Origin of the sequence: Carnobacterium sp. AT7, from assembly GCF_000171855.1 — a bacterium.
Lineage (GTDB): Bacteria > Bacillota > Bacilli > Lactobacillales > Carnobacteriaceae > Carnobacterium_B > Carnobacterium_B jeotgali.
In genome coordinates, this window is record NZ_ABHH01000018.1 from 16072 (window position 1) to 32888 (window position 16817).

Below are 16817 nucleotides of genomic sequence, written 5' to 3' on the forward strand. Positions count from 1 at the left end.
CTACTGATTAAAGAAAACTTTAATTATTTCGTTCCATTCTATGCTATCCTAATACTTGTAAGAATTACAAGTTCGTTGATGGAGTTGAACCTTATGCAAAAAACAATGCAGACCTTTATTCAAAAACAATGGCCCTTATTGTTAGCTTTTATCATCCCATTCCTTACGATGTCACTCATTTATATTTTCCAAGGCATTTACCCTTTTGGGAATGATTCTCTTTTAACTGTTGATTTGGGACAACAGTATGTTGATTTTTATGCGTATTATAGACAAACTTTTTTTGAAGATCCAACCACTTTCTTTTATTCTTTTTCTAAAGCTATTGGCGGAGATATGGTGGGATTATGGGCTTATTACTTGACTAGTCCTTTTAATTTACTTTTTTTGCTATTTCCACATACTCAAATCGTTTTAGCAGTAACCTGTTTGACCTTATTAAAAATCAGCTTAGCAGGACTGAGCTTCGGTTACTTGTTAAAAAAAGCTTTCAATGGAACAGGTTTTATTTTAGCCGCATTTTCCATCAGTTATGCTTTAATGGGATATACGATTGTCAACCAATTAAATATTATGTGGTTAGATGCCCTTATCTTTTTACCGCTCATTGTATTAGGTCTTGAGCGCTTAGTTGATAAAAAATCTGGGTTAGTATACTCTATTTTTCTGGGCATTATGCTATTCTCAAACTATTACATGGCGTATATGATTTGTTTATTTTTGATTTGTTATTTTATTTTTCGCTTAATCGCTGTTTCTTATCCAAAAGGAACTCTATGGCGGATAAAAGTAAGAAAAACGCTTAGTACAATCGGTTTATTCATTTGGCATTCTTTATTAGGTGCAGGACTAGCAGGAATCTTACTACTTCCCACGTTTCATTCTCTTATGGAAAGTAAAGCCAGCTATACAGAATTCGAACTAGAGTGGACGTTAGCCTATCCTTTCTTAGAAATGTTATCAAAATTATTTATTGGCGCTTTTAACTTTGACCAAATGCCTTCTGGTTACCCTAACTTATTTATTGGGAGCTTAGCGCTGGTCTCATTCTTATGTTATTTCTTTAACCGATCTTTTTCAAAAAGAGAACGACTTACTGCCTTAGCCATCATGATTCTATTTGTTGTTTCAATGAATCTTGAAGCTTTCAATAAAATCTGGCACGCTATGCAGTACCCTATTTGGTATCCGTATCGTTTTTCTTTTGTAGTCTGCTTCTTCATGCTAGTAAATGGTTTCCGGAGTTTCATGCATTATGAGGGTATGAGACCTGTCAGCACGTTTATCAGCATGTTGGTAACAGCATTGGTAAGTGTTTATGTTTACCAGGGTGACTTTGACTTTATTTACATCGAGCAAATTATTTTAACGGTATTATTCACGTGTATTGTTATCTTTTTTCTCATTATCAAACCACAAAAGTATGCTTGGTTACCTGTTGCTTTTTTCATTCTCACTACAGTAGAAATGGGGCTAAATGCCCAGATTGATTTATCTCGTTTAAGTTATGTCGACCAAGATAGTTTTACTGTTTACCAAACCGGACTAGATGATAGCATTGATGCTATCCAAGAAGCGGATGATAACTTTTACCGAATCGAAAAAACCTTTTTACGAACAAAGAATGATAGCTTTCAAGCAGATTATCCAAGTATAACTCATTTCAGTTCTACTTTTGAACGGACGATTCCTGCTTTATTTGGTAGTCTTGGTTTTCCGGTTGGGGATGGTTTTCTTACCTATTCTAACGGAACGTTGTTAACGGATGCTTTATTTGATATTCAATACTACATGAGTGAAAAAGAACCTCTTTATTTTACAGATGATGCCAATTTTTCAGAAACTAAAAATACACCAGTAAAAAAAGCTCTTAAACAAACTACCCAATCGGCTTCATTGATGGAATCGCTATTGACTCCACCTGTTTCCGCTGAAAAAAAAGCTACCTTTGAATTGAACGCCATGCAGACAAAACCTGATTTACGTTCTTATACAGAAATTGCCGAAACCGATAAAACGTTTATTTATGAAAATCCAAATGCTCTACCTCTAGCTTTTGGCAGCTCAGATGCTATCTTAGCTGTTTCTTTACTAGAAGATAAACCTATCCAATTGCAAGAGAATATCTTGCGTGCTTTAACTGGTGACCAACGAGTAGAAGAATTCTTTATTCCAACTGATTTTGATAGTACCGTATACCAAAATGTGACTACATCTGATACGTTTAATGAATTAACCTATCAAAAACAAGTTCTAAATAACGATGCTTCCGTAAGTTTTCAATTTACACCGGAAACAAACGATTCATTTTATTTAACACTTAGTCCAAATATTAAAGATGAAGATGTTGAATTATTTTTAAATGGAGAGCCCTTTACTCAGTATGAAACGTATCGGGACCAATTGGTTTTAAATATTGCCAGTCAGAATAAAGGTAATACCATCACATTTAAAATTAATTTAAAAGAATCAACCATCCGTTTAAATGATTTCCAGTTGTATCGTCTAGATTCAACCGCATTTAATCAAGCTATTCATTCTTTGAAAGCTGGTGGTATGATGATTGAAACATACGATAATACCTCGTTTAAAGGAACTGTAGACATCCAAAAAGGACAAGAAGTCTTAATGACAAGCATTCCTTATAGTGAAGGATGGGCAGTCAAGATTGATGGCGTTCCTGTCCAAACAAAACAAGCGTTAGAAAGTTTATTAGTCGTTCCAATCACTGAAGGAAAACATGTTATTGAATTAGACTATAAAGCACCGCTCTTTTTTGAAGGGGTAGTTCTGAGCATTATATCGGCATTGCTCCTTTTCGTAACAACTTATTTTCTAAAAAAAACCATTAAAGGTGGATATTTATGAATTCGTTAATAAAAATTGCTCAACCGAGAATACCCAACCAATTAAGTACAGCTAACTTTGATGATATTGACCACGAATCATTTTATACAAATTGTCAATTTAAAGATTGTACCCTTTCCAATAGGCAGTTAGAAAACATTTGCTTTCAACACGTTTCTTTTGTTAATGTTACCTTCGAACAATGTCAATTTACTCGTTTTGAATGTCTAGATGTGACCTTTGAAGGTTGCAACATCAGCAATAGTGAATGGATTGGCTCAACTTTTCACCGATCTTCTTTTAAAGATACGAAAATGTTAGGTACCAATTTCGCAGAAGCTTCAATTGTTGACGTTCATTTTGATGACTGTATTTTGAATTACAGTTCTTTCAATTATGCTTCTATCAAACAAGTCCGTTTCCAAAATTGTTCCCTTCTTGAAAGTGAGTTTTTCGAAGTTAAATGGAAAAAGTTAGATTTTGTGACATGTCAATTGAATCGCATGTCTATCCTGCAAACGAATCTCAATGGCCTAAATCTAAGTGACTCTGAATTTGAAAGTTTAGCAGTATCCACTGATTTAGTAAAAGGCTGCAAATTAAACGCGGATCAGGCCCTAAGTATTGCGACGATGCTGGGCATTGTTATTGTCTAAAGTCGATTCAGTCCTTCATAACCACTTTCCCACATAAAAAGAACGCATAGAGCATCAACTGCTCTATGCGTTCTTTTTATCGTCTAGTTGTCTGCCTATCCGAATTAGGTTCCATCCAAGCTTGATTGTTGTAACTTCCATTAAACCTAGGGCTGCTGATATCACTATTAGCTGATCCGGAGTTAATAAAATCTGATTGATGATTAAATTCTTTATTTTCTTCCAAAACTGTAACGGGTCTACCTAACCTTTTCTTTGGGTACCAATAATCATTATCTGACGATTCACCTAAAAGTAAAACATAGGTTAAGTCAAACATAGCTTGATTATACTGCTCTTTTTCAGTTTCTTTTGTTAAACCGTATTTTTCTAAAGAAAAAATATCATCAGATTCAGCCTTTTGAATCAGCCTAGTTATTTTTTCTAAAAGGATTGGGTCATTTTCATAACGCGGAATTGCCATTTCGTAATCATAACTAAAGTCTTCTTTGTCTTTATTGGTTACTAGTGTTAGTTGGTTAGCGGTATGACCACTTTCTAGCAAATACGTTACTTTTTCTAGCAATGAATCCATAGACTGATAGACACCTTCAAATTGTTTATCCATTCTACCCACTCCTAACTGATTAACCTACACATTAATTTTACCACAAAAAGAAAGCGTTTACAAAATTAACAATAACCTACTATTGGATACAAAAAAAACAATCCTAAAAGGATTGCTTTTTTGATTATAATTTATTTAGCTGCTTCGTAACGTTTTGCTACTTCTTCCCAATTAACAACATTCCATACTGCTTTCAAGTAAGCAGGACGTTTGTTTTGGTAGTTCAAGTAATAAGCATGTTCCCAAACATCTACTCCAAAAAGAGGTGTTTTTCCATCAGTTAATGGAGAATCTTGGTTTGCTGTTGCCGTTACTTCTAATTTACCGTTGTTAAGAACTAACCAAGCCCAACCTGAACCAAATTGGCCGGCTCCAGCAGTTTCAATTGCTTCTTTTACTTTATCAAAGCTACCAAAAGTTGCATCAATATCTTCTTTTAAAGCTCCAGTTGGTTCTCCACCACCATTTGGTGAAAGAATTTCCCAGAAGAAGCTATGGTTAGCATGTCCGCCACCGTTGTTACGAATAGCTGTACGAATTTCTTCAGGAACTGAATTTAAATCAGTTACTAATTCTTCAATTGTTTTTTCAGCTAACTCTGGATATTTTTCAAGAGCAGCATTTGTTTTTTCAACATATGTTGCGTGATGTTTATCGTGATGAAACTCCATAGTTGCTTGATCGATATGTGGTTCTAATGCATCATATGCATAAGGTAATTTTGGTAATTCGTATGTCATAGTTAATTCCTCCAGTTAATTTTTTAGGTTTCACATAATAAATGTAACACCTTTCACTAAAAAATACAAAGCATTCGGTTATCTTTAGGGTTGAAAAATAACACATTTGTTTTTTAAGTTTATTTTAGCCTATTGAGTTTATTAAATTTAACCGCTACAATAAAACAAAGCAACTTATGCTTATCGTTCATTTTAAAAAATATTTTTGCTTTATAAAGTCAGGAGAGATCACTATCCAATTAATAAATTTAGTTAAAGACTCGCTGCTTCATCCAGAAAAACTCGTTCAAGCGATTCATTTGAAAAAAGGCAAAACAGTTCTCTATTTTCTATTTATTGCTTTTATCGCGACTATCCCGCTGTGGATACAAAGTAGCAACACAATCGATGATTTCGGTCACGATGGACAAATTATTTCTGAAAGTATTCCATCATTTAAAATAGAAAATGACCAGCTTGTTACAAACGAACCGGTAAAAAGTTATATTTATCAAACAGATTCAATTATTTTTACCTTTGACCCAAATGGCGAAAGAACGATTGAAGATGTGGAACAAGATCTGATTGGAAACCAAGTAGGCATCGCATTTTTAGAAAATGGCCTTTATTTTAGTATTCCTAGTTATCCTATTCATTTCCCATATACTCAACTAAACGGTTTAACAAGTGATTCGTTCATCGACCTTATACTGAGTGTTCAATCATTTGGCGGCACTCTACAAATCCTAACCTTTATCATGGTTTTTTTAATTAGTCTATTACTTACGTTTATCTATACTTTATTATCGACTTTATTTGCAAATGTCCTCTCTATTATTACAGGAAAGCAGTTGAAAATTGGTGAGAACTTTAAGATTGTTTTAGTGGCTTCCACATTGCCAACACTCTTTATCGCGTTTCTAAATAGTGTTGGTTTGGTTCCCGCTTTCCAAATAGAGATTAAAACAATGGTAACTTTATTCATTTATTATCTAGCCATTCGAGCCATTCCAAAAGGGAAAAAATAAAGACGCTTGATCAACTAGTGTGCCTGCTTCAAAAAAATCTTATGGAATAAACGGATTTGCTTGTAAGAACTTTGATACCTTCTTAAGATCTTTCATGCCTCAATAAACAAAAAAAGAGTGGAGAAATTTAATTTCTCCACTCTTTTTTCTTATTTTTTCTTATTTGCTTTTTTGATTGCGTTAGCTTGACTACGACGTTCAACACGACGTTTTTTGTCACTGCTTTCTTTGATTGCACGTGACATTTTTTTCTTGTAGCCAGGTTTTACTTTTTTCTTTGTTTGACTGATCATACTTTTCAGTCTAGGATCAACGGTATCAGTAGACGTGTTTTCACGAGTTTTACGGCGTTTGCGGTCATACGTCTCTACTATTTCACCTTTTTGAATTGTTTTAGGCTCAAAAGTAATGCCTAACTTTTCAATGTCGATAATTAGATTTTCATCGCTTGGCGCATATAGGGTGATAGCCGTTCCTTTAAGATTGTTTCTTCCTGTTCTACCAACACGGTGAATAAAGAAACTAAGATCTCTTGGAATTTCAGCATTAATAACATGTGACACACCTTCAATGTCAATCCCGCGTGCAGCTAAATCAGTTGCTACGACAAATTGATATTCAAGATTTTGTACTTGTTTCATCACACGTTTTCTTTCACGTGGAGGAATATCCCCATGAATTTTAGCTACTTTAAGTCCTCTAGATTTAAGACCATCAGCTAATTCATCAACTTTAGATTTAGTATTCGCAAAGATCATAACTAAATAAGGTTGACCAATTGTTAATAGTTCATAAATAACATCAATTCTGTCTTTCCCTTTTGTAGAAATAAGCCAGTTATCAATCGTTGGAGAAATAATTGCTTTAGGTTGAATTTGTTCAAATAATGGATTAGACATATACTTTTTCAAGAACGGTTGTAACTTGATCGGTATAGTAGCTGAGAACACCAACATTTGTAACTTTTCTGGCAACTTGCTTGCAATTTGATCAACATCCGTTAAAAATCCCATGTCTAAAGTCATATCGGCTTCATCAATAACCAATACAGGAGATGTATGAATCAATAAAGATTTTTCAGTGACTAAATCTAAAATTCTTCCAGGCGTTCCAATAACAATATGTGGTTGAGTGCCTGACAATTTAGTCATTTGTCGTTTTTTATCTGTTCCACCTACGAAATTTTGTACAATAATCTTTGTAGGAGCTTTTTCGACTAGTTGAAGTGCTGCTTGATAAATTTGTTCTGCTAATTCTCTACTTGGAGTAGTGATCACCACTTGCACTTCTTTGCGTGATGGATCAATTTTATTTACTAATGGAAGTAAAAATGTATGAGTTTTTCCTGAACCCGTTTGTGATTGACCAATAACACTTTTCCCATTTTGGATAGCTGGTATAAGTTTTTGTTGAACTTCAGTTGGTTGTGTAAAACCAATTTCTGTTATTGCGTCAATTAAAAAAGGTTGTAACCCAAACTTTTCAAATGTCTGTTCCATTTTATCGCCTCATTTCTCTTGATACTCTTTTGCATCTTTTGTATTATAACACAAAACAGAGCGATTCGTTACTTAAATATATTCCATCTTTAAAACCCTTTAAAATAGGACAACGAATATAGAGCACCGAAGAAAAAAATCTTCTGGTGCTCTTATTTAGTTTATTTCATACTCATTTTAATGGCACTCGCTTCAAGTTTGTCTTTTTGCGATTTCCTAATAATAAAGGAACATGTTCAATTTTTACATCTGTGTATTCAAGACCAAACCATTTTATTGGCGAAACAGATACTTTTTTGATTGCTAATTTCATAGACATCATAAAAAGACTCATGTTAGAAAGTTCAGAATCAATCGATAACTCTTCACGTACTAAAACAAAGCAAAAATCACCGATATTTTGATTAAACTTGTTTGTAGACCATTTTTGAGGTTGTTTTTCGATGGTTCCTTCTTTCATTAGATCGATAACAACTTGTCTTAAATAGGTGCTTACTTGTTGATGGACTCTAAAACCAAGACGCAATTGAATTTTAAAAATATCGTTCGTTCCAAAATTTTCTACAGTATACTCCATTGTCCTAGGTTCGTCAGTTACCAGAATATTGACAAACCAGTATACATCTGCACGTTTGGGCTGCTTATCAAATATTGAGTACATAATTTCATTATCGACCATACCCGGCGTTTCTTTACTAGTCAAATAGACTAAGTTAGTAGCATATTGTGGAATCGATTTTTCAGCTTTAATTTCTTTTAAACGCTCTTTATAGTCTTCAAGACTCACTTCTTTTACAAAATCTTGTTCAATTTTATTGGCTTTATGCCATACGACCATAATAATCATTATCGTTGCTGCAATGATGATGGTTACGAATCCACCATGTAAAAATTTTGAGACGCTTGAAATGAAAAATGTTATTTCAAGTAAACCAAAGAAAATAATCATCGTGCCAGCTAACACCATTGGAACTTTTTTAATGAGTAAATAGTTAAATAAAAGAATCGAAGTCATTAACATCGTAATGGTAATAGCTAGTCCATAGGCTGATTCCATGTGTTCAGAATTTTTAAAATACAGCACAACGCCTAAACAAGATACCCATAAGATGTTATTGACAATTGGAATATACAATTGACCTTTAGAACTTGATGGATAAATAATTTTCAAACGTGGCAACAACTTTAATTTTATGGCTTCAGATACTAGTGTGTATGAACCAGATATTAAAGCTTACGAAGCGATGATAGCGGCTAAAGTAGCTGCGACCACCCCAATAATACGAAAATGATCCGGCATTATTTCAAAAAAAGGATTAAAGCCTTTGATAGCTTGTAGTTGTGCATTATCTTTCACTTTTAAAAGCCATGCACCTTGTCCTAAGTAACTCAGCAATAAACAGATTTTCACGTATGGCCATGTTAAATAAATATTTCTACGACCAACATGCCCCAAATCGGAATACAACGCTTCTGCCCCGGTAGTTGCTAGGAAAACACTTCCCAATATTAAAAAGCCGGCCTTATTGTTTTCACTAAATAAAAATTGAATCCCATATATTGGTGAAAGAGAATGGAAAATAGCGGTATTTCCCCATATATTTACTAATCCAATCCAGCCAATCATTAAGAACCAAAGGAACATCAATGGTCCAAAAAACTTCCCAATTACTTCTGTTCCAAATCTTTGAATTAAGAACAACAGAGTAATGATTACAAGAGTGATGAGAATAACCGTTCCTTGTCCAGTTCCGAAGATGGAAACATACGAAGGTAGTGTCCTTAATCCTTCAACAGCAGTCGTAACTGTAACCGCTGGAGTTAGTATTCCATCCGCTAATAGAGCGGCTCCTCCTATGATTGCTGGGACAATGAGCCATTTTGCTTTTTTTCTAATTAAGGCATAGAGAGAAAAAATACCACCTTCTCCGTGATTGTCTGCTCTCAAAGCAATCAATACATACTTAATAGATGTCAATAATGTCAATGTCCAAATCACTAAAGAAAGGGCTCCATAAATAAATTCAGTTGTAACAGAAGCTAACCCCCCATTTCCTTCTATCAAAGCTTTCATGACATATAATGGAGAAGTACCAATATCTCCATAAACAACGCCTAATGTTACCAATAATCCAGCAACTGAAATGCTCTTTTTTGCTTTTGCGTCAACTTATTTTCCAATTGAAAGCTCCTCTCGTATATCTTGTATATCCCTCATAAAACGGAAAAAAAGCAAGACTTATGCATAATTTTATCCATTATACATAGGTCTTGCTTTTTAAGTTTAAACCAGTGTTGCATTAACACTTATTAGTTGATTTAAACACATGAAACATGTTAGCTACTCCCCTATTTAGAAGGCTTATTTAATTTTTTTGGTTGATGAACCTTCTTTATTATTATAACTAAAAAACAATTGTCAATACCTTTATTCAAGTAACCAGAATCAGTGTTATTTTATCAAAATGAAGTCTTAAATTTAATAACGCCTAATTGGCTACTATTTAGTGATTAGATTAAGAATATACAGTCAAATTTCTTACTTTTTAAAAGAAACAAGCACCGAAAGATTGATTCTATATGCATAAACCAGTACAATAGTTTTAGAAAAGATGAACGTCTTTGTTCTAGAAAAGGGGTATTAAGATAGATGACAACTGAACAGAATGTTTTATTTACAATCTTTGGTGGAACCGGAGATTTGGCAAAGAGAAAATTGTATCCATCTCTTTATCGCTTATATAAAAAAGGACTTCTTAAAGAGCAATTCGCTGTAATTGGAACTGCTAGAAGAGAATGGACGGATGATTATTATCGTGAAATAGTAAAGGAAACAATCAAAGATTTGACCATTTCAGAAGAACATGCTGCTGAATTTGCCAGTCATTTCTACTATCAATCACATAACGTAAATGATTCAGAACATTATGTTAATTTAAAAGAACTTGCTGAAAAATTAGATGTGCGTTATCACATCAATGGCAATCGTTTATTTTATTTAGCTATGTCCCCTAATTTTTTCGGCACGATCACTCAACAATTAAATGAACAAGGTTTAGTATCAGATAATGGCTTTAATCGTTTGATTATTGAAAAACCATTTGGCCACGATTACGAAAGTGCTTCTATTTTAAACGAGCAAATTCGAGAAGTATTTGATGAAAGTCAAATTTTCCGTATTGATCATTACCTTGGTAAAGAAATGGTACAAAATATTTCTACTGTGCGTTTCGCCAATAACATGATCGAATCAATGTGGAACAATCGCTATATTGATAATATCCAAATTACTTTAAGCGAATCTCTTGGCGTCGAAGAGCGTGGCGGTTATTATGACAAAAGTGGTGCGTTAAGAGATATGGTTCAAAATCATATTCTGCAAATCGTTTCTCTTTTGGCAATGGAACCTCCAACAAAATTAAAAGATAAAGATATCCGAAATGAAAAAATCAAAGCTTTACGCGCTGTACGTTTGTATAAGCCTGAAGAAGTGAAAGATAATTTTGTGCGTGCACAATATGGCGCAGATTCTAGCAAAGGCACTCAACTAAATCACTACCAAAATGAAATGAACGTTGCCGACGATTCTCAAACAGAAACGTTTGTGGCAGGTAAAATACTAATTGATACATTCCGTTGGAAAGGTGTCCCCTTCTATATTCGTACAGGTAAACGCCTAGCAGAGAAAGGCACACAAATTAACGTTGTCTTTAAAAATGTTCCCTTAAATCTATTTAGTGAAGATGTTGACGAAGACTTGCCTCCAAATGTATTGAGTATTTACATTCAGCCGACTGAAGGCTTCTCTTTACAGTTAAATACAAAAAAAGCGGGTATTGGTTTAGAAACTGATACACTAAATCTTAAACATAAGCATTCCGCTGAAACAGTCGCTAATAGTCCAGAAGCATATGAAAAACTGATTTTTGACTGTTTAAATGGCGATGCAACAAACTTTACGCATTGGGATGAAGTAGCCTCTTCTTGGAAATTCGTTGACGTTATTCGTCAAACTTGGGACCAAGATCATTCAGAACTTCCTAGCTATCAAAGTGGCTCTATGGGACCTGCAGAAAGCGATAATTTATTAGCAAAAGATGGTTTCAAATGGCACTGGAAACCAGTTAATCCTGACGAAGAAAACTAAAAATAAAAAGAGGAAAAGCAAAATTATGCTTTTCCTCTTTTTATTTTTTGGCCTATTTAAGCTCTTTTGATTAGCTAAACGAGCTTATACGGGTCTAATAGATGTTTCTGCTAATCTTTCTTGATCATCAGGATGGCTACCATATCTTGTTCCTGTTTCTAAGGAATCAATTTGTTTAATTTCTTCCTCAGTTAAAGAAAAATTGAAAACATCGCTATTTTCTAAAATACGATTCTCATGAACCGATTTAGGAATAACTACTTCTCCTCTTTCTAAATGCCAACGGATAATGACTTGTGCAGGAGTTTTAAAATACTTTTGTCCAATTTCCATTAATATAGGGTGGTTCAATAGCTCAGATTTCCCTTGTCCTAAAGGACCCCATGCTTCATGAATAATCCCATTTTGTTTCATATAGTCATGCAATTCATTTTGTGGAAATTCAGGATGTGTTTCAATTTGATTAATCATAGGTTGCATCAATTCTTGATTTTTAAGCTCTTCAAGATGATGAATTTGGAAGTTAGAAACCCCAATAGCTTTAATTTTTCCTTCTTCATATAATTCTACAATGGCTTTCCATGTTTCAATATATTTAGGAGCAGCCCAATGAATTAGATATAAATCTAAGTAATCTGTGTTTAAACGATCTAAACTCTCTTGAAACGCAATCTTCGTTTGTTCATACCCTTGGTCATAATTCCAGACTTTAGACGTGATAAATACGTCTTCTCTGTTGATTCCAGCTTCCTTTAAACCACGAGCTAGGTATTCTTCATTCCCATATATCTTAGCTGTATCAAAATGACGATAGCCTACTTCAACTGCGTACTTAACTGCATTAACCAGTTCAGCTTCATCTTTCATCAAAAATACGCCAAGACCTAATTTAGGAATCTTAACTCCATTATACAATTCAATACTTTCTACTAATGGTTCACCCATTTAAGACACTTCCTTTAATTCATTTTAACACCTACTAGTCTAAACCATTTGATTTGGTTTTTACAAGCGAGACGAATCTAAATCAACTTGATTGTAAAAAAAATCTTTGATTGTCTCTCTTAATAATTGGATTGAGCCTGCTTGATCGCTCTCTAAATTCAACACAAGTAACGGTTCATGTAAACTCATTCGCAACAACATCCAGCCTGTACCATAATGACCAGTAGTATTTACGCGGACACCTTCTAAATTAGCCGGCTCAATAGAAAGATCGCTCGTTTTCTCGATAAATAATGTGAAAGCTTCCATCACTTTAGCGCCAGTTGCACGAGTGTCCTCTGACAAGATTTTAAACCGGACTTCATCTGTTTCAATGGGTTGTTTTAAAGAAGTAATCAAATCTGAAAAATCTTTTCCAGCTTTTTGTAAGGTAGCATCGGCCATAAGTATTTTTGCTACTAAATAAGCTCCATCATCTAAAAAGTAATTTTCCTCTAGAGCTGCGTGACCACTTGTTTCGATAGCTAAACTGGTAGGAACGCCTTCATTATTTAATTGGATACCACGGTTAATTACATTGCGATAGCCTGTAATGTAGCGGTCTTGCTTGCCCCCTAAAGATGTAATGAAGGTTTTCAAATGTTCTGAAGTTGCTGAACTCGTAACGATCGTGGTACCTGGATTTTCTTTAATCAAAATAGCCGAGATAACCGCAATTAGATTGTTTCGATTTAGCGTGTCTCCTTTTCTATCTACTAATGCGGAACGATCCACATCTGTATCAAAAATAACCCCCATATCCGCTTTATTCATCAAGACAGCTTCTTGAATACTCTTCATAGCTTCTTTATTGTCAGGATTTGGAATATGGTTAGGAAAATTGCCATCTGGTTCTAAAAACTGGCTTCCACTAATGTTAGCACCTAATGGAAGCAGTACTTTCTCAGCAAAAAAACCTCCTGCACCATTGCCGGCATCAACAACAATATGCCGACTTGCTAAAGGCTGTTCATAATAGTCTTTGTCATTGATACCAACCCGGATTTTAGTTACAAGATCTTTTGCATATTCATCCAATAGTGAACCAGTAGTAATTTTTCCTTGATTATTGTCCCACGTAATCGTTTCCCAACTTGCGTGATTTAAAATATAATCAATATCTTCATGTTCTGCTCCACCGTCTTTTGTGAAAAACTTTAAGCCATTGTATTCAAAAGGCAAATGACTAGCTGTCACCATAACAGCACCATCACATTTGTAAGCATCGTATTTAGTAGACATAAACATAGCTGGAGTAGTCGAAAGGCCGACATCTATCACATCTATACCTGCATTCGTTAACCCTTTGATGAAAGCAGTCTTTATGCGCTCAGCTGACAATCGGCTATCATGTCCCACCGAAACCGTTAACGGTTTATTTTCATTTTCCACACCAAGTTGTTTTACTTCTTTCAACCAGGCAGCAAATCCATAAGCAATGTTTTCGATTCTTTCATCTGTCAACGTTAGTTTGTGTTCTGCCGTTTCAATGGCTATCCCACGAATATCAGATCCATTTTGTAACGATGCTAATTTAAATTCAGGCATAACAGTCTTATTCCCTCCTTTTAAACAGTTAAAAGTTTATAATTCAATCCATTTTTTTAGGTAATCGTGCATTTTTTTTGCATCTTCTTCGTCTTTCGAAATAATTAAACAAGTATCATTCCCGCCCACAGTACCAACCATTTCCGGGAAATCAATGGCATCTAACAATGCAGCCACAACATGAGCATTACCTGGTATAGTCATCAATACGTTTGTAAACTGTACTTGCGTCAGCCGAATCACAACATCGCCTAATGTAGACTGTAATTTTTCTTCATTAGTCATACGATTATTTTGGAATATCGTATACTTGACATTGCCATTAGATGAAGTTGTTTTCACTAAATGCATCTCTTTGATATCTCTTGAAATGGTTGCTTGTGTAGCCTCAACCCCTTCTTGCTTGAGATGATGCAACAACTCTTCTTGTGTAGCAATATCATGATTTGTAATAATTTGTTTGATTGCCAATTGTCGGTTTGATTTTTTCATACTGCAAGGCCTCCTTCTAATTAAACGATTATTCCTTTTTAGTATACCAAACAATTGATGTATACGCTTATATTTTGCAATATTTTTACAAAAGTGTGAATAATAATTCTATTCTTAAAAAACATTGGTATTCTCTTAGGCAATTTGCTATAATGACTAAAGTTCAATTATATTGACTCTATGATGAAGAGAGTACTGATAGGAAACATTTTTAGCGAGTTGGAATGGTGTAAGCCAACAGTGGATACTTTCAGGAACCGCACTTCGGAGAGATTTAAGCTTTGATTATCGTTCATCTAAATTTAGTGGACGCTAGCTTATTCGGTTTTGTTTGCCGTTATCTAAAAACAAGTGGTTTCGTCAATTGACAAAACAACAAGAGTGGTACCGCGGGAAAACCTCGTCTCTTTTTTGATTAGCATAGAATCAAAAATGGGCGTTTTTTTTATGCCCAAATTATAAAAAAATTAAGCGTCAAAAGACGTTTATATAGGAGGAAAAATAATGGATTACAAATTAACAGTTGCTCAGGCTTTAAACGAGCAAATCGGTGACGCTTTATCGATAGACCAAATCGTTAACTTATTGGAAAAACCAAAATCAGTTGAACACGGAGATATCGCTTTTCCAGCATTCGCTCTAGCAAAGACTTACCGTAAAGCGCCACAACAAATTGCAATCGAACTTGGAGAAACGGTTAACTCTCCTATTGTAGAAAAAATAGAAGTTGTTGGACCTTACCTTAACTTCTTTTTAAACAAACAAGAAGTAAGTGCTGCTGTCTTAAAAGAAGTTTTAGAACAAGGCGCTCACTACGGAGACTCTAAGATCGGTAAAAACAGAAATGTTCCTATTGATATGTCTTCTCCAAATATTGCAAAACCGATTTCAATGGGCCACTTGCGTTCAACAGTCATCGGAAATGCTTTAGCAAATATTTTAACAAAAGTTGGCTTTAATCCAATTAAAATCAATCATCTTGGCGACTGGGGAACACAATTTGGTAAATTGATTGTGGGCTATAAACTTTGGGGCAGTGAAGAAGCTGTAAAAGAAAATCCAATTGGCGAACTTTTACGTCTTTATGTTAAATTCCATGAAGAAGCAGAAGAAAAACCTGAGTTAGATGATAACGCTCGTGAGTGGTTTAAGAAATTAGAAGACGGCGATGAAGAAGCTCAAAATCTTTGGAAATGGTTCCGTGAAGAATCTTTGAAAGAATTTAATCATGTATACGATCGTTTAAACATTACATTTGATTCTTTCAATGGAGAAGCTTTCTATAACGATAAAATGCAAGAAGTTGTTGATTTACTAGAAGAAAAAAATGTTTTGACTGTAAATGATGGAGCTACACTGGTAGATTTAGAAAAATACAATCTAAACCCTGCACTGATAAAAAAAACTGATGGTGCTACTCTCTACATTACGCGTGATTTAGCAGCAGCCATCTATCGTAAACGCACGTATGATTTTGCTCTATCTTTATACGCTGTAGGAAATGAACAAAGCAATCACTTTAAACAATTGAAAGCCGTATTAAAAGAAATGGGCTTCGACTGGGCTGACGATATGTACCACGTTCCATTCGGTTTAATCACACAAGGTGGTAAAAAACTGTCTACTCGTAAAGGGAAAATTGTTTTACTTGAAGAAGTTTTAGATGATGCAGTTGCTTCTGCACTGGAACAAATTGAAGAAAAAAATAGTGAGTTACCTAATAAGGAAATTATCGCTGATCAAGTTGGTATTGGCGCCGTTATCTTCCACGATTTGAAAAATGATCGGTTAAATAACTTTGACTTTACTATTGAAGAAGTTGTTCGTTTTGAAGGAGAAACCGGTCCTTACGTTCAATACACAAGAGCTCGTGCAATGAGTATCATAAGAAAATCTGGTTTAGCTGGTATTGACACAACGGTCAATTATCCTTTAGATGATGCTTACAGCTGGGAAATTATCAAATTATTGCAAAACTACCCTGCTGATGTTCAACGTGCTTATGAAAAATTCGAACCTTCTGTTATCGCTAAACATGCGATTCACTTAGCTCAAGCTTTCAACAAATACTACGCAAACAGTAAAGTCCTTGCAGATGATGCTCAAAGACCTGCTCGTTTAGCATTAGTTCAATCTGTTGCGACTATTTTAAAAGAAGATTTAAGATTACTAGGTGTCCAAGCTCCAGACCAAATGTAAGCAAACAAAAAAACTCCGACAGATTAATTTCTGTTGAAGTTTTTTTTGTTTCTAACGGTATTATTCATTAAATGAAGATGTCTAAAAAGAT

11 protein-coding genes, 1 pseudogene and 1 other annotated feature are annotated in these 16817 nt (G+C 34.5%); of the genes and pseudogenes, 5 read left to right on the top strand and 7 right to left on the bottom strand.

Features of this window, described 5'->3' with window-relative positions; translation table 11 throughout:
• Positions 1 to 93 precede the first annotated feature (93 nt).
• A complete protein-coding gene (locus CAT7_RS07875) occupies positions 94 to 2868 on the top strand; it encodes a YfhO family protein (protein ID WP_007724169.1) in 2775 nt (924 codons plus the stop codon).
• Positions 2865 to 3503, top strand: coding sequence for a pentapeptide repeat-containing protein (locus CAT7_RS07880; protein WP_007724170.1), 639 nt, complete (start codon positions 2865 to 2867; stop codon positions 3501 to 3503). Before CAT7_RS07875 ends, CAT7_RS07880 begins: the two co-directional genes overlap by 4 nt.
• 76 nt (positions 3504 to 3579) lie before the next feature.
• Here CAT7_RS07880 and CAT7_RS07885 read toward each other — a convergent pair whose 3' ends face one another.
• A complete protein-coding gene (locus tag CAT7_RS07885) occupies positions 3580 to 4110 on the bottom strand; it encodes a hypothetical protein (RefSeq protein ID WP_007724172.1) in 531 nt (176 codons plus the stop codon).
• 131 nt (positions 4111 to 4241) lie between these two features.
• Positions 4242 to 4850: a superoxide dismutase gene (locus tag CAT7_RS07890; protein WP_007724173.1), complete on the bottom strand. Its 609-nt coding sequence runs from the start codon at positions 4848 to 4850 to the stop codon at positions 4242 to 4244.
• A gap of 176 nt (positions 4851 to 5026) precedes the next feature.
• Here CAT7_RS07890 and CAT7_RS07895 point away from each other — a divergent pair, with 176 nt between their 5' ends.
• Positions 5027 to 5857: a DUF1189 domain-containing protein gene (locus CAT7_RS07895; protein WP_007724174.1), complete on the top strand. Its 831-nt coding sequence runs from the start codon at positions 5027 to 5029 to the stop codon at positions 5855 to 5857.
• Positions 5858 to 6006: 149 nt separating this feature from the next.
• Here CAT7_RS07895 and CAT7_RS07900 read toward each other — a convergent pair whose 3' ends face one another.
• Positions 6007 to 7356: a DEAD/DEAH box helicase gene (locus tag CAT7_RS07900; protein ID WP_007724175.1), complete on the bottom strand. Its 1350-nt coding sequence runs from the start codon at positions 7354 to 7356 to the stop codon at positions 6007 to 6009.
• A 172-nt stretch (positions 7357 to 7528) separates the two neighbouring features.
• Positions 7529 to 9502 (bottom strand): annotated as a pseudogene (locus CAT7_RS07905) (KUP/HAK/KT family potassium transporter).
• Positions 9503 to 10006: 504 nt separating this feature from the next.
• On the opposite strand from CAT7_RS07905, the gene zwf reads away from it, so the two are divergent.
• Positions 10007 to 11503 carry a glucose-6-phosphate dehydrogenase gene (gene zwf / locus CAT7_RS07910; protein WP_007724184.1) on the top strand — a complete coding sequence of 499 codons (1497 nt, stop codon included), beginning with the start codon at positions 10007 to 10009 and terminating at the stop codon, positions 11501 to 11503.
• 84 nt (positions 11504 to 11587) lie between these two features.
• On the opposite strand, the gene CAT7_RS07915 is transcribed toward zwf, so the two are convergent.
• Genes CAT7_RS07915 through argR form a run of 3 tightly spaced genes read right to left on the bottom strand, consistent with a single transcriptional unit; the run spans position 11588 to position 14527 of the window.
• A complete protein-coding gene (locus CAT7_RS07915; RefSeq protein WP_007724189.1) occupies positions 11588 to 12448 on the bottom strand; it encodes an aldo/keto reductase in 861 nt (286 codons plus the stop codon).
• 60 nt (positions 12449 to 12508) lie between these two features.
• Positions 12509 to 14035, bottom strand: coding sequence for a phosphoglucomutase (locus CAT7_RS07920; RefSeq protein WP_007724190.1), 1527 nt, complete (start codon positions 14033 to 14035; stop codon positions 12509 to 12511).
• 36 nt (positions 14036 to 14071) lie between these two features.
• The gene (gene argR / locus CAT7_RS07925; RefSeq protein WP_007724192.1) at positions 14072 to 14527 is read right to left on the bottom strand and encodes an arginine repressor; all 456 of its coding nucleotides are present in this window, start codon (positions 14525 to 14527) and stop codon (positions 14072 to 14074) included.
• A 171-nt stretch (positions 14528 to 14698) separates the two neighbouring features.
• Positions 14699 to 14938: a binding site (T-box leader), on the top strand.
• Between the two features lie 93 nt (positions 14939 to 15031).
• Between argR and argS the strand changes: the two genes are divergently transcribed.
• Positions 15032 to 16726 carry an arginine--tRNA ligase gene (gene argS, locus CAT7_RS07930; RefSeq protein ID WP_007724194.1) on the top strand — a complete coding sequence of 565 codons (1695 nt, stop codon included), beginning with the start codon at positions 15032 to 15034 and terminating at the stop codon, positions 16724 to 16726.
• The last annotated feature ends 91 nt before the right edge of the window (positions 16727 to 16817 follow it).